Source organism: Peribacillus sp. NPDC096448, assembly GCF_044762675.1.
Lineage (GTDB): Bacteria > Bacillota > Bacilli > Bacillales > DSM-1321 > Peribacillus > Peribacillus frigoritolerans_B.
In genome coordinates, this window is sequence record NZ_JBIWEU010000002.1 from 289,310 (window position 1) to 303,832 (window position 14,523).

The window sequence follows — 14,523 nt, forward strand, 5'->3', positions numbered from 1 at the left end:
AAAAGGAGTGTTATTCAGTGAAAAGTATCGTTTGTGAACAACCTTTTGAATTTAAGATGATCGAATTGGAAAAACCTTTTCCAAACTCAGGGGAAGCTTTGATTCGTGTGCGGCGTATAGGGATTTGCGGTACGGATATTCATGCCTATGGAGGTAATCAGCCCTTTTTTAGCTATCCTCGAATACTTGGTCATGAATTATCCGGCTTTATTGAGTCCATACCGGAAAATGAATCAGGGCTTAAAGTCGGGGATCAGGTATCGATCATCCCCTATATGGAATGTGGAAAATGCCTGGCTTGCAGAAGTGGAAAAACCAACTGCTGTACGGATATGAAAGTGTTGGGTGTACATGCTGAAGGAGGCATGAGTGAGTGGATTACGGTTCCTTATAATCATTTGGTGAGAACAGAGGGTCTCACACTTGATCAATCCGCAATGATAGAGCCTTTAAGTATAGGGGCTCACGCAGTTAGGCGCGCTGCTATTCATAAAGGGGAATTTGCGCTAGTAATTGGTGCTGGTCCAATTGGTTTGGGAGTCATGGCATTCGCTAAAGAACAGGGTGCGAAGGTGATCGCAATGGATGTAAATGATGAACGCCTTGCATTTGCTTGCAAATGGGCAAATGTCGATCATACTTTGAATGTTATGGAGAATCCACTGGAGAAATTAGCCCAATTGACGAATGGAGATATGCCAAGCGCGGTATTTGATGCGACTGGTAATGCTAAGTCAATGATGGACTCATTTAAATATCCTGCTCACGGCGGAAGATTGATTTATGTAGGTTTAGTTAAAGCGGATATTACCTTTAATGATCCTGAATTCCACAGTAAAGAGCTTACATTAATGGGAAGCCGTAATGCAACAAAGGATGACTTTGATTATGTCGTGAATACGCTGAAGAATGACAAACTGGATATGAGCCAGTTTATTACACACCGCACACATATGGATGAAATGATCAATCAGTTTGAAGGGTGGATAACTCCTGAAGCTAAAGTGATCAAGGCTATTGTCGAAATATAAGCATTAGGTATGCTGTTAAATCGTACTCTGAAATGGATATTTCAATAAGAAAGGAGTTCCTTGATCATGAACATAAATAATAGTCAACTAAAGCGTCTAAGTAAAGATACAAAAGCTGTCCAATATTCACATATGATGGATTTTCCCATAAAAGTATTGCAAATTGGGGAGGGGAATTTTCTTCGAGGCTTCTTTGATTGGATGATTTATGAATGTAATAAACAAGGTCATTTCAAGGGAAGCATTGCAGTTACCCAGCCTCGGCCCGCAGGAAAAGGGAAAATAGAGGAAGTAAAGCGGCAAGATGGACTGTATACATTAATGTTACATGGTTTTCACCAAGGGGAGAAAGTGGAACATACAGAGATCATTTCCGTTTTTTCGAAGGCAATTGATCCATATGAAGAATGGATGGAATTTTTAGCACTAGCAGAAAATCCTGAATTGGAATTTGTAATTTCCAACACGACTGAAGCAGGGATTAAATATCAGCCGATTCCTTTGGTAGAAGGAAAGCCGATTGAATCTTTTCCAGGAAAACTGACTGCTTTTTTGTATCATCGTTATCTTCATTTCAATGGAAATGCGAAAAAAGGAATGATCATGCTTCCATGTGAGCTTTTGGAGAGAAATGGTGATTCATTGAAGCAATGTGTTCTTAAGCATAGCAGGGATTGGGATTTACCAAAGTCATTCATTGAGTGGTTGGACCGGGACAACCTCTTCCTTAACTCGCTGGTAGACCGTATCGTTACAGGATTCCCAGCCAATGAGTCGGAAAAACTATTTGCGGCATGGGGATATAAGGATACTCTGCTAAATACGGCAGAACCCTACCATTTATGGGCTATTGAAGGTGACATTTGTATTGATCAACGTCTTCCTTTACAAAAATCCGGATTGAATGTGCGTTGGGTAAAAGATTTAACGCCTTATCAAATGAGGAAGGTACGGATACTTAATGGTTCACATACCTTGTTGGCTCCTTTAGGGATTTTATCTGGATTGGAAGAAGTAAAACAGGCAATCGATCATCCGGAACTCAACCAATTTCTGAGCAATGCCATCGAAAAGGAAATAATTCCTTCATTACCTTTTGATCAAAATGAGATGATGCTATATGGGGAAAGTGTTCTTGAGCGATTTAAGAATCCTTTTGTACATCACCTCCTGGCCGATATTTCGCTGAATAGCATTTCGAAGTTCAAGGTTCGTCTCCTGCCTACCTTAGAGGAATATCATAGGGCGAAAGGCAGGCTGCCCGACTGTATCGTACGAGGTTTTTCGGGCCTGATCCGATTTTACAAGGTTAATGAAATGAAGGGGAGTTATCTTGGTAAAAGCTTTGCGGGTAAAGACTATGTCGTTGAAGACGATATAAAGACAATTGAATTTTTCAGTGAACAATGGCTTAGTTATGAGAATGGGGAAATCCCGCTTAGACAATTGATAGAGGCGACCTTAAGTAATCAATATCTATGGGGGAAGGATTTGAGCGATATCCCGAACCTTGGAAACGAATTATGCCAATATCTAGAAGGGATGATTGACTGAAATTATCCTTTAAAAGGATTTAGGCAAGATTAATTTCATGAATATTCTCCCTATCTCTTATTTTTTTCTTTATTTTATTTGTATTTTTGGTATACTGAATTAGTGATATTTTTTCTTGGTAGTTTCCTAATGGAAAGATTTTAAAGAATTACATATTCTTTATTCCCGTGAAGGGGAGTAGCGTCAGGGATAACCTGAAATAAAGTCGTCATTACGTGGGAATCCCACCGGCTTTATTGGCCTAATTCATTTAGTGCTTAGCGAGACCTTTGCCATATATGGCAGAGGTCTCTTTATTTTTGTAAAAGGGAGGAAATTGTGTTGGATTTTTTAACAGGTGAATTCATTTCAGGACTTTTAGCGATCATTATGATAGATTTGGTTCTAGCCGGTGATAATGCGATCCTTATTGGATTGGCTGCAAGAAAGCTTCCAAAAGAACAGCAAAAAAAGGTGATAATATGGGGAGCGGTCGGGGCAATAGTGATAAGGATCATCGCAACGCTGCTGGTTGTTTGGCTATTAGAGGTGCCAGGACTGCATTTAATAGGGGGATTACTCCTCGTATGGATTGCTTATAAGCTCCTTATCGATGAAGAAGAACATGATGTGAAGCCTGCAGACTCGATGTGGGCTGCTATAAAAACTATCATTATTGCAGATGCATTGATGGGATTGGACAATGTCCTAGCTGTTGCAGGTGCTTCTCATGGTAACTTCACTTTAGTGGTAATCGGTTTACTTGTATCAATTCCAGTAGTGATGTATGGAAGCACTTTGATCCTGAAACTGATCGAACGCTTCCCAGTCATCATAATAATTGGTGCGGGAATACTAGGCTGGACTTCTGCTAAAATGATCGTAGCTGAACCCTTCATGCACGACTACTTTACAAATCCCTTCATTAAATATGGATTTGAAGCAATAGTGGTGATTGGAATCCTGGTAGCCGGAACTTCAAGACAGAAAAATATCGAAAAAGAAAAAGCAAACAGAGAAAAAATGCAAATCGAACGTAATGGATGATGGATACAAAAAGACCTTTCAAAAATGAAAGGTCTTTTCTTTTATCTAAGCCCTTTAAGTTACAAAACAAGAAAAAGGTGTACCAAAGTCCGCACTTTGGTACACCTTTTTGCGATTATTAAAGGGAACGATAACATGCATTCAATCACGATATCTGAGCCGAATGATCATATGCAGCGTTCACTCTTTTTTTAATTTAAGTTAATCCAGACACTTTTGACTTCCGTATAATTATCCAAAGCATAACTGCCCATTTCCCGACCGATTCCACTTTGTTTATACCCGCCAAATGGAGAAGCTGCATCAAAGGCGTTATAGCAGTTTACCCAAACTGTACCTGCTTTTAATTCATTAGCCACATAATGGGCTTTTTTTACATCTTGTGTCCATAAACCTGCAGCCAATCCATATTCTGAGTTATTTGCACGGTTAATCACATCATCCAAATCATCAAAAGGCATGGCAGCTACAACAGGGCCGAAGATTTCTTCTTTAGCGATTGTCATTTCATCTTCAACGCCTGCAAATATTGTAGGTGTTACAAAATAACCCTCTCCTTGTCCGTAATTGCCCCCGGTAACCACCTCAGCTCCTTCAGACTTTCCTTTTTCGATATAACTGCCCACTCTCTCCAATTGTTCACTGGAAACCAAAGGCCCTATCTGGGTAGTTGGATCAAGACCCGCCCCTTGTTTAATGTTTTTTGCATGGGACACTAAGTCAGCCACCACGTTGTCATAGGATTTCTTTTGAATGTACAGGCGGGAACCGGCACAGCATACTTGTCCTTGATTGAACATGATGCCCATTAATGCACCGGGAATGGCTTTACTCATATCTGCATCCGGTAGAATGATATTAGGTGATTTACCGCCTAATTCCAACGAGATTTTTTTCACAGTTCCCGAAGCTTGGCGCATGATCATTTTTCCTACTGAGGTTGAACCGGTAAAGGCAATTTTATCGACTTCTGGATGGTCTACAAGCGGTGACCCTGCTGTTTCACCAAATCCAGGTATGACATTGAGAACGCCAGGAGGAAAACCTGCTTCAAGCGCCAATTGACCTAAATATAATGCTGAAAGCGGTGTTTGCTCCGCTGGTTTTAAAACGATCGTACATCCAGTTGCAAGGGCTGCGCCTAATTTCCATACGGCCATAAGTAGAGGGAAATTCCAAGGGATGATTTGTCCTACCACTCCAACCGCTTCATGACGGGTATAATTGAAGTAATTCCCAGCAACAGGTATTGTTTGTCCTACTATCTTAGTGGTCCATCCAGCATAATAACGGAAGTGTTCGATTGCAAGGGGGACATCGGCATTAGTGGTTTCGCCAATTGGCTTGCCATTATCCAGGGTATCCAATTGTGCTAACGCCTCTTTATGTTCCTCCATGAGGTCCGCTAGTTTATAAATGAGGCGACTGCGTTCCGATGCACTCATTTTTTTCCAAGGACCGTTGTCGAAAGCCGTACGGGCTGCTTTGACCGCTTTATCTACATCTTCCGGACCTGCTTCACTCACAACCGCTAAAACCTTGCCGTTTGAAGGATCGAGAGTCTCAAAGGTTTTTCCTGAAGTAGCTTCCACCAATTCCCCATTTATCAAAAGCTTTTTAGTGCCTTTCAAGAATTCTTGCACCCGTGGATTAAGTTTAATAGTTTGTTCCATGTATAATACCCCTTTTCATTTGGATTTTAAGTTCTATATCTGTTTGGACAATGGCTCTAAGTAAAAGGATCAGGCATACTATTATGTTTTTTATACAATTCCCTTTGGCAGACTTGCAGCAATTCTGGATCTCTTTTAAATCTGGATTACTTGATTTCTTTCCCCCCTTTATCAAATGGAATCAATTTCTCGACATGTAATTATGCAAGACTTATGCCATAAACAAAAAACCCGATGAAATCAGCTAAAGAAGATGGTAGAGGGATATGGGAAGGTGCCTTACTGTTCCATATTGGAGCAGGCAGGTGTTCCAATATGGGACAAAAAAAGTTTAGTAGTTCCCTTTAGGCTGTTTTCATTTTGGTGAATATCTGAATTTTCTGTTATAATTAAATAGAATGAACGAACCCTGAATGCTCTGAAGCTTTGAATCACATAGAGTTTAAATGAAATTGAATAAAAAACAGAAGCCGATTTACTGGATTATACATACGGGAGGATTATTCAATGTCTGTTAATATAAGCGCGGATAAAGGAACCATACCGGCATTTATTCAAGAATCATGGCAGCGGTGCATTTCGAAGGGACTTCAGCCAAGCATGATGGATAAGGAAGATATGCTTGGTGCATTTGAGTTGGCTGAATACCACGATCGATATGCGGAACTCCTGTACCATTCTTCTCCCATTTTAGAAGAAGTTTATCACTCGATTAATGGTTTGGAGTCCATTTTATTACTTGCTGCTCCTGAAGGATATATCATCGAAACAGTTGGGGATCCAGCTTTCATCCGTCATGCAGATAATGTTTCCCTAAGGAAAGGGGCCAATTGGCTAGAGGAATCAAAAGGAACAAATGCAATAGGAACAGCCATTGTGGAGAAAAACCCTGTATTGATTCATGGCAGTCAGCACTTTCATCAGGATAACCATTTCCTTACTTGTGCCGCATCGCCCATTTATCACCCAGATGGGCACCTGCTTGGTGTTTTGAACTTAAGCAGTCATCAACAGAATTATCATCCTTTTTCCATTAGCTTAGTTCAGAGGGTGGCTGATAGCATCAAACAATCACTCTTATTGTCCCATACACAAAAAAGGGAGAAAAACCTTTATTTTATATATGATTCATACCCTGATCCGTTAATTACCCTTGATAAAGAGGGGAAAGTTACAGATCTCAATTCAGCGGCGTCACATGTTATCGGCACACTGGAAAAACCGGTATCGAATATTGTATCAGGAATAGACCCACTTGTTTTAGAACAGAGAGTTTCAATTAAAGACCAGGAGTTCTTGGTTCAAACCCTTGGCAAAAATATAGAACATCAATCATCCGTGATCGTGCGGTTAAAAAAACAGAAATTGATTGATGGATTAACAACTAATCGTTATCAATTTACCGATATAATAAGTAATGATCCGCAAATGAATCAAACCATATCCATTGCTAAAAGAGCTTCAGCGCTTGATATCAGCCTGCTAATCACTGGAGAAAGCGGAACGGGAAAAGAACTGTTCGCTCAATCCATTCATGGGTATAGCTTAAGAAGTGATAAGCCATTCATCGCCATCAATTGCAGCGCAATTCCTGAAAACTTATTGGAAAGTGAGTTATTTGGTTATGAAAAGGGTGCCTTTACTGGAGCAAAAAGCGGCGGGCATAAGGGGAAGTTCGAAGCTGCAGATGGCGGAACCTTGTTTTTGGATGAAATCGGGGACATGCCGCTTCAAGCTCAGGCGACTCTGCTCCGTGTGCTTCAGGAACGATGCGTGACGCGTGTCGGCGGACATGCTTCCATTCCAATCGATGTTAGGGTCATTGCTGCCACCAACAAAGACTTACAAAAAGAAATTGAAGCCGGAGAATTCCGTGCAGATCTATTTTTCCGCCTTTGTGGATTATCTTTAAAACTTCCAAATCTGAGGAGTCGTAACGATTTATTGCTGTTAGCAGAATACATTTTAGCGGATTTACCTTATAAGAGCGAACATACCGAACTAACTGACGAAGCAAAAACATTCATTTTGGAATATTCGTGGCCGGGAAATTTCCGTGAATTGCAAAACGTGCTCGGACAGGCTGCATTCCTAGCTGATAATGGCCCGATTACAAGAGACTTGTTTGTTGCACTTTGTCCTGTTTCTTTCATTACAAATGAGGAAGGGGCAAATGCCGATCGAGAACCAAGAAACTTTCAAGAACAAGAAACCCAACTTATTCGACATGCATTGGAACGAACAAATGGAAATATCAGTAACGCCGCGAAACAACTTGACATCGGCCGAAATACGCTTTATAGAAAAATGAAAAAATATGGAATCAACTTTCAAAGGTAATAGTTTCTTAGTATATAAAAAAAAGATGAATGATGAGTTTGTTTTTTATGAAAATCTCAGATTCCCGACCTGATTTGGTCGGTTCTTTGTTATTGCAAGTAACTATCATACCTTGTCTCCTTATAAGCTATATTTCACCTGAAAAACAATGAATAATGAAGTGCAGGAAATCAAAATCTCATTTAGAATGATGTAATTGATATAGTATCTAAAATTCCGTAAGGGGATGTGTGGTCAATAGTATGGAGTTGTCATCTGAACATAAGAAGTATAAACATGTATTGATTCAATATTTGGAAGAAAATGAATCTGTGTTTTTAAATGAATGGAACGAGACTATTAAGATCAATGAAATAGACCCCTACAAAGAAAAGATTAAAGAAAATGGTTATGGGATGTACTCACTGGTCATCCAAACGTTCAAGGAGGTACTCTCTGAAGATGTGCTGATAAAATTGGCTTACCAGGTTGCAAAAGAACGTCTTGAAGCAAATATCAACATTGGGGATTTTCTTTATAATATCAATTTGGGGAGAAATATCATAATCAGAAATCTCTTTGGTGCAAATGTCCCAATTAATTATATGCAGAAATTCATTAATGACATCAACTTGCACTTTGATACGTTCAGCTACCATGCAGTAACGAGATATACGAATCTTACAAATGAAGTGATTGAGGAAAAAAAGTCTTATATTAGTGAAAACCACAAAGATAAATTAGCGGTACTCGGTCAGATATCATCAAGCTTTGTACATGAGTTCCGAAACCCTCTAACAGCTATCATGGGCTTCAATAAATTACTGAAGAGGGAGAACCCGGGCTTAAAATATTTGGATATCATTGATTATGAATTAAATCAGCTGAATTTCAGGATAACCCAATTCCTCCATACCTCTAAATCAGATTTTAATGAGGAACAAAGAGAGGAAATTTCAGTGTTAAAGTTAATTGAAGAAATACAAGAACTGACATATGCAAATATTGTGGATGCCAGTGTTAATGTGGAAATAGATATTTATCCAAACTTCGTCATGACAGCGAGCAAGGATGGGTTAAAACAAGTGTTCTTGAATCTATTTATAAATTCGATTGATGCCTTAAAGGATAAGGAACATCCAAGAATTTTGAGGATTAACTCTTTAATTGAGGCGAATGAAAGAATAATTAGAATTTCAAATAATGGACCGGCCATTGCCAGTGAATTGATCGAATCTATTTTTGAACCCTTTGTCACAACGAAAGAGTTAGGAACGGGAATTGGGTTATACGTATGTAAAAAGATCATTGAAAGTAATGATGGATATATGAATTGTGACTCCAATGAAAATTCAACCACATTCAGCATCCATTTCCCTAAAGTACAGAATGAATTTATAAGGGTTTAATACATATCATATAGTGACTTTACATTTAGCATTATATACATATCGATATTTTTCGAAGCATATACGCAGATCTTTGATTAATAGGGAAGGGATTCCGGCTCTGCCGGTATTTTACATAAAACCATTCTCACTGAAAATAAATATATGGAAGATGCCAAGAAATCATAATTTGGTTTTTAGCATCTTCTTTTTATCTCTGTTATTTTTTAGTATGTATATTTGTCGAAATGAAAAAAGAAAACAGTTAAATTGTCATTTTTTAATTCGATTGTGAATCAAAAAGGGTCAATAATTAGTATATGAATCAATAAATATATTTATGATGCAATAATGAATCGTTTTGGATTCATAAAAGCGTTAAACCCTAATAAAATAACTATCCTTTTTTTGGCATGGATATTGCTTTTATTATATATGTATAAAATTTTAGTGAGAGAGGGTGCTTTTATAAAAAAGAATAGTGAGGTAAAGAAAGAATAGAGCTGGGTAACTATATTTTTACATAAAAGGACTTCACTCAACAAAAAGCGAAAGTGCAAAATCAACAAGGTCATTGTACTTTCCGTGTTTTTAGTTGAGGGGCTGATGTAGTAAAGAGGGAGTATAAATAGAAAAGCATTACGGTTAATAGAATATACGCTGTGCAATATACATATAACGATTGTGAATTTGGCCTAATTAAAACTATTGATGAAACGGGGATAGGACTGTAAACATTGTTTTTGAATGAAAGATTTCTACTAGGTTACCCTTGAGTAGTGGTTTACTGCTTACGAAACGGTAAATTGACAGTTTTAAAGGATGGTGACAATAGTGGCACTTCAAACAAATGAATTGAAACATGGTCTCAAGACCAGGCACGTCACAATGATTTCTATTGGCGGGGTAATTGGGGCAGGACTATTTATCGGAAGCGGAACAATAATTGATTCAGCAGGACCTGGTGCTATTTTATCTTATATAATCGCAGGATTGATGATTGTGCTTATTATGCGTATGCTGGGTGAAATGGCTGTGGTAAATCCTGATAGCGGATCCTTTTCAACATATGCACATCAAGCATTCGGTCCTTGGGCCGGTTACACGATCGGCTGGTTATACTGGTTCAACTGGGTAATCATCATTGCCATTGAAACTACGTTATTAGGTACTATGATTCATGATTGGTTTCCTGGTATACCTATGTGGGCTGCCAGTCTATCTTTCCCTATATTAATGATGATTACGAATATCTATTCAGTCAAAGCTTATGGGGAATTTGAATACTGGTTAGCTTTCATGAAAGTGGCTGCCATTGTAATATTCCTCATCCTGGGTGCGGCCATGATATTTGGATTTGTTCCGGGATTTGATTCACCAGGCCTTTCAAACATTACTGGAGATGGAGGATTTTTACCAAAAGGTTTTCTGCCTGTCCTTCTTAGTGTGATATTCATTACTTTCTCTTTATCGGGAAGTGAGGTAGCTGCCATTGCTGCAGGAGAGTCTGAAAACCCTGAAAAAAATATTATTAGAGCCATAAACAGTGTTGTGTGGCGTCTCCTTCTTTTCTTTGTTGGTTCAGTGACCGTGTTGGTTCTCGTAATTCCCCAAGGGGCAGAAGATTTACTGAAAACCCCCTATGCAAGCGTATTTGACATGGCAGGCCTGCCGGCAGCGGGTCAAATCATGAATATCGTAATCTTCACTTCATTGCTTTCTGTTTTGAATTCAGGACTATATACAAGCTCTCGTATGTTATATTCTTTATCAAAAAAAGGTGATGCACCGAAAATCCTTTCCCGAGTGAATAAACGGGGAATCCCGATTTGGGCGTTAATGGCAAGTGTTTTCTTTGCTTATGTGTTCACGACTTTTAAATTTGTTTCTCCAGATAAATTGTTTGCTTTTCTCGCAAACAGCTCTGGAGGAGTCACGATGATCATGTATATCTTTATCGCCTTTTCTCATCTATATTTACGAAAAAAGACCGAAAAAGAAAATCCGGGGACACTCAAAGTGAAAATGTGGCTTTTCCCTTATTTAACCTACGCGACCATTGCCGTATTATTTATTATATTCGTTGCTCAGGCGTTTATTGATTCCATGAGATTGCAATTCTTTCTTACAACCCTTCTCACGATTCTAGTTATTGGGTCATACTTTTTGTTTTATCATAAGAAAAACGTAATTACTCCTGAACGAGAAGGAAACCTAAAAAAAATTCACGTTAAGTAAGGGCAAGGGATGTAGTCGTTTTTGTCCGATTATAGAAAGAAATGATTGACTATTCAAACAAAAAGGCTGCTCTTAGTGGGCAGCCTTTTTTCTGCTTCCTTTTATGGGGGCATTTAAGCTTGATTGTAACCGTGACTGCCATCCCCTCTGAACAATTATGATACTCATTCATTTGCAACTTTGAAATCCTTTGCTAGAATATAATCTATAGAAAAGATTAGGAGTGGTGACTGTGGCTGAAACTCCAGCTGAAGATTTGATTCATTATATTGCACCAAAAGGAGAGTATGTCCCTTTTTTGGATGATACGGACTATATCGCTAAAGGATTGGAATGGAAATTATTCACTGCCCGTTCGGTTAAAAGGGAACTATTATATAAAAGCGGCAGTTTTCAAGCAAAAGTCAAATTGGTTGGTTATGAACAATATGGAAATGGTCTTGACACTATAGTCGTTGAATTTGAAAATGGTAAGCTTAGCTGCATTCACCCTTCTTATTTAAAGGAAATGCAAAGCTCCAGTTTCGGAAAAGAATTGTTGAGTGGACCGGTTTCCGAAACATCCGCAGATTCAAATGATAGTGATCAGGTGATGGAAGCACCAATTACGGAAAACTCCGATCAGCTAAATGAAGAACCCAAAAAAGCAAAAACCAAAACTAAAAAGACGACAGCAAAACCTAAGTTGGACTTGCCTGCGGAGAAAGTGCATTTCACCGCGACTGTCAAGGAGTTCACTGCGAAAATGAACCATTTCACTGGAGAAGAAGATGAAGTCATACTCTTGGAGAATGTCAAAGTGACAACGGAGCCTGAATTGACTATTGGCGATGCTTGGTGTGGATATAGCAAGACATTAAAAAAAGCTGAGCTCGAAGAAGGAGACGCAATCGAATTTGATGGAAAAGTGGTCGACAAAAAATACAATAAAGAAATACGCTATAAAGTGAATAATCCATCTAAGTTAGTGAAAAAGGAAGGATAACGCTTGAAGTTATTGGATGATATGGAGTAAGCCGCAGCTTACTCCTTTTTTTGTTGCAGTATTCAGTCTTCTAATGAATGCTTTTCATTGTGAACTTATTAGAATAGATGCGTCCACTCCTGGAATATATTCGTTTGTGGGAGATACAACTTATAACCATTCTCCAATCGTATAGGTTGGGGTTTGAGTTTTGTGGTTTCATATTTTCCGGTGTTGGGGATAATACATTATGATAATGAATTAATAAAAAGATTAGGGGGGATTTTTAGATGAAAGAATTATTTCGGTTATTGAAACAAGGTAATAAATCGGCGTTCATTGCTGCCTGTGTGAATAGTATCATCGCTGTGCTAAAGGGGATTGCCTATTTCATGACGGGGAATGTCGCTATGTTTGCTGAAACTTTACATACTTTGGGCGATGCTGCGAATCAGTTTTTCGTCTTCATTGGTTCCGCACTTAGTAAAAAGTCACCAACTGATCGATTCCCAGATGGTTTTGGACGTTTGGTTAACCTTGTATTACTAGGGGCAGTATTGGTTGTCGGGATCATGTCCTATGAAACGATTAAAGAAGGGTTCCATCACATTTTGCATCCTGCAGAATCAACTGGTATCCTTATTAACTTGTCCGTCCTTTCGTTAGCGGTTGTGCTCGAATCATATGTATTATTTAAAGCGATGAAAGAAGTGGTACATGAAACTGGAATCGAAGCTAAAGGAGCAGCCGTCATATTCAAGAGCTTCTCTGGTTTAAAAAGGGCAAAACCGGCGACGAAATTAGTATTCATGGAAGATATGGTAGCGACCGGTGGCGGAGTACTCGCGATAATTGCCATTTTATTAGCAAACTTCACGCCTTTCATCCAAGCGGAAGGAGTTGCTTCCGTCATGATCGGTCTCGGTATGTTCTATGTTGTTGGAAGGGTTTTTCTTGACAATGCTGCAGGTGCTCTTGGGGAAGCCGATATTGAAATGCGGCAAAAAATCGGAACGATGGTCATGGATGATCCAGATGTAAGGGATATACAGAAACTGGCCGTAATAAAAGAAGGGGAAGATTTTCATGTTGAACTTGAAGTTGAACTTGATCCCCATATTTCAATCGAACAGGCGGACGACATAAAAGATCGGCTGTTTAATCAGATTTTCAAGGAAAGAGGGGTAACGGATGTCATTATAGAATTTGATGAAAATGATGGTGTCCCAAAATGGGAAGGTCAGATAAAAAAAGAATTGAATGAAATGAAAAAAGACAGGGAGTAGAAATAATGGCAGAATGCTAAGTGTCATGATCAGGATATTTGTTTGATTATAAAACATGACACAGATGTTAATGCCTGTTTAATTCATCACTTACTTTCCTTGGGTATGCATTATAAGCTATCATGGACTTAGTTACATAAAGAAGGATTATGGAAGGGTGAATAAGAATGGAGAAACAAGATATTAAGCTAGTTGCACTTGATATGGATGGCACGCTTCTCAATAAGGCTGGAGAGATATCTGACGAAAATCGGAGAGTGATAAAAGAAGCCGAAAATCAAGGGGTTTTTGTGGTATTGAGCACAGGAAGATCCTATGCGACATGCAGTGATTTTGCAAAGTCAATGGAACTTCAATCATACCTCATTACAGTAAACGGAAGCGAAATTTACGATAATCAAGGAAAACTGGTGGAAAGGAATATCGTCGATAGTGAATCCATACAATGGATGTGGGAATTAAGCCAAAAACATGGTACACATTTTTGGGCAATTAGCTGCGATAATATTTACAGGGCTGAAATGCCTGAAAAAATCCATGATTCGCAATGGCTTAAATTCGGTTTTGATACAAATGATGAAAACATCCGCCAAATCATCATGGATGAACTGGTATCAAAAGGAACCTTTGAAATAAGCAATTCAAGCCCGACGAATATTGAAGTGAATGCCATGGGCGTCAATAAAGCGAAAGCGATAAAGCTCGTATGTTCATTGCTCGATATTACCATGGATAATGTTATGGCAGTGGGTGACAGCCTTAATGACCTTGCGATGATTTCCGAAGCAAAAGTGGGTGTGGCAATGGGAAACGCCCAGGAAAGTGTGAAAGAAAAAGCAGATTGGATTACAGCGACAAATGAAGAAGATGGTGTGGCTAAGGCCATTCGTAAATGGGTGCTTTCAAATTGAATCGAAACTGTATATGGGACGTATTCCATATACAGTTTTTTTGAAATGGAGCTGCATGACAATTAAATTTTAGCTGCTGAATTAATTTCTTGAAAATTGTGTCTTTTAGAAGTATGATAATCTAGTAGTGTTA

Annotated in this window: 10 protein-coding genes; 9 read left to right on the plus strand and 1 reads right to left on the minus strand. The window is 38.8% G+C overall.

Annotated features, from left to right (window positions below):
- Positions 1-17: 17 nt before the first annotated feature.
- From ACIQ0C_RS05270 to ACIQ0C_RS05280, 3 genes are all read left to right on the plus strand, one after another.
- Positions 18-1,031, plus strand: coding sequence for a zinc-binding alcohol dehydrogenase family protein (locus tag ACIQ0C_RS05270; protein WP_403057720.1), 1,014 nt, complete (start codon positions 18-20; stop codon positions 1,029-1,031).
- 66 nt (positions 1,032-1,097) lie between these two features.
- Positions 1,098-2,585: a tagaturonate reductase gene (locus ACIQ0C_RS05275; protein ID WP_403057723.1), complete on the plus strand. Its 1,488-nt coding sequence runs from the start codon at positions 1,098-1,100 to the stop codon at positions 2,583-2,585.
- 321 nt (positions 2,586-2,906) lie between these two features.
- Positions 2,907-3,611 carry a TerC family protein gene (locus tag ACIQ0C_RS05280; RefSeq protein ID WP_402837435.1) on the plus strand — a complete coding sequence of 235 codons (705 nt, stop codon included), beginning with the start codon at positions 2,907-2,909 and terminating at the stop codon, positions 3,609-3,611.
- A gap of 191 nt (positions 3,612-3,802) precedes the next feature.
- Here ACIQ0C_RS05280 and ACIQ0C_RS05285 read toward each other — a convergent pair whose 3' ends face one another.
- Positions 3,803-5,284 (minus strand): aldehyde dehydrogenase family protein, encoded by a 1,482-nt coding sequence (locus ACIQ0C_RS05285; protein WP_403057726.1) that lies wholly within the window; start codon positions 5,282-5,284, stop codon positions 3,803-3,805.
- Between the two features lie 507 nt (positions 5,285-5,791).
- Between ACIQ0C_RS05285 and ACIQ0C_RS05290 the strand changes: the two genes are divergently transcribed.
- The 6 genes from ACIQ0C_RS05290 (at position 5,792) to ACIQ0C_RS05315 (ending at position 14,390) form a co-directional block, all read left to right on the plus strand.
- A complete protein-coding gene (locus ACIQ0C_RS05290; RefSeq protein WP_403057729.1) occupies positions 5,792-7,624 on the plus strand; it encodes a sigma-54-dependent Fis family transcriptional regulator in 1,833 nt (610 codons plus the stop codon).
- A 242-nt stretch (positions 7,625-7,866) separates the two neighbouring features.
- A complete protein-coding gene (locus tag ACIQ0C_RS05295) occupies positions 7,867-9,012 on the plus strand; it encodes a histidine kinase N-terminal domain-containing protein (protein ID WP_403057732.1) in 1,146 nt (381 codons plus the stop codon).
- Between the two features lie 804 nt (positions 9,013-9,816).
- Positions 9,817-11,229, plus strand: a complete 1,413-nt coding sequence (locus tag ACIQ0C_RS05300; RefSeq protein ID WP_403058091.1) for an amino acid permease — start codon at positions 9,817-9,819, stop codon at positions 11,227-11,229.
- Between the two features lie 232 nt (positions 11,230-11,461).
- Positions 11,462-12,214, plus strand: coding sequence for a hypothetical protein (locus tag ACIQ0C_RS05305; protein WP_403057735.1), 753 nt, complete (start codon positions 11,462-11,464; stop codon positions 12,212-12,214).
- Between the two features lie 269 nt (positions 12,215-12,483).
- Positions 12,484-13,479, plus strand: a complete 996-nt coding sequence (locus ACIQ0C_RS05310; protein ID WP_402837426.1) for a cation diffusion facilitator family transporter — start codon at positions 12,484-12,486, stop codon at positions 13,477-13,479.
- Between the two features lie 167 nt (positions 13,480-13,646).
- Entirely contained in the window at positions 13,647-14,390 is a 744-nt protein-coding gene (locus tag ACIQ0C_RS05315) for a Cof-type HAD-IIB family hydrolase (protein WP_403057738.1), read from the plus strand.
- Positions 14,391-14,523: the final 133 nt, after the last annotated feature.

Bases quoted from the DNA above. Each gene is read 5' to 3' on its own strand.
- ACIQ0C_RS05315 (WP_403057738.1), top strand. From the start codon at position 13,647: ATGGAGAAACAAGATATTAAGCTAGTTGCACTTGATATGGATGGCACG.
- ACIQ0C_RS05275 (WP_403057723.1), top strand. From the start codon at position 1,098: ATGAACATAAATAATAGTCAACTAAAGCGTCTAAGTAAAGATACAAAA.
- ACIQ0C_RS05295 (WP_403057732.1), top strand. From the start codon at position 7,867: ATGGAGTTGTCATCTGAACATAAGAAGTATAAACATGTATTGATTCAA.
- ACIQ0C_RS05290 (WP_403057729.1), top strand. From the start codon at position 5,792: ATGTCTGTTAATATAAGCGCGGATAAAGGAACCATACCGGCATTTATT.
- ACIQ0C_RS05285 (WP_403057726.1), bottom strand. From the start codon at position 5,284: ATGGAACAAACTATTAAACTTAATCCACGGGTGCAAGAATTCTTGAAA.
- ACIQ0C_RS05310 (WP_402837426.1), top strand. From the start codon at position 12,484: ATGAAAGAATTATTTCGGTTATTGAAACAAGGTAATAAATCGGCGTTC.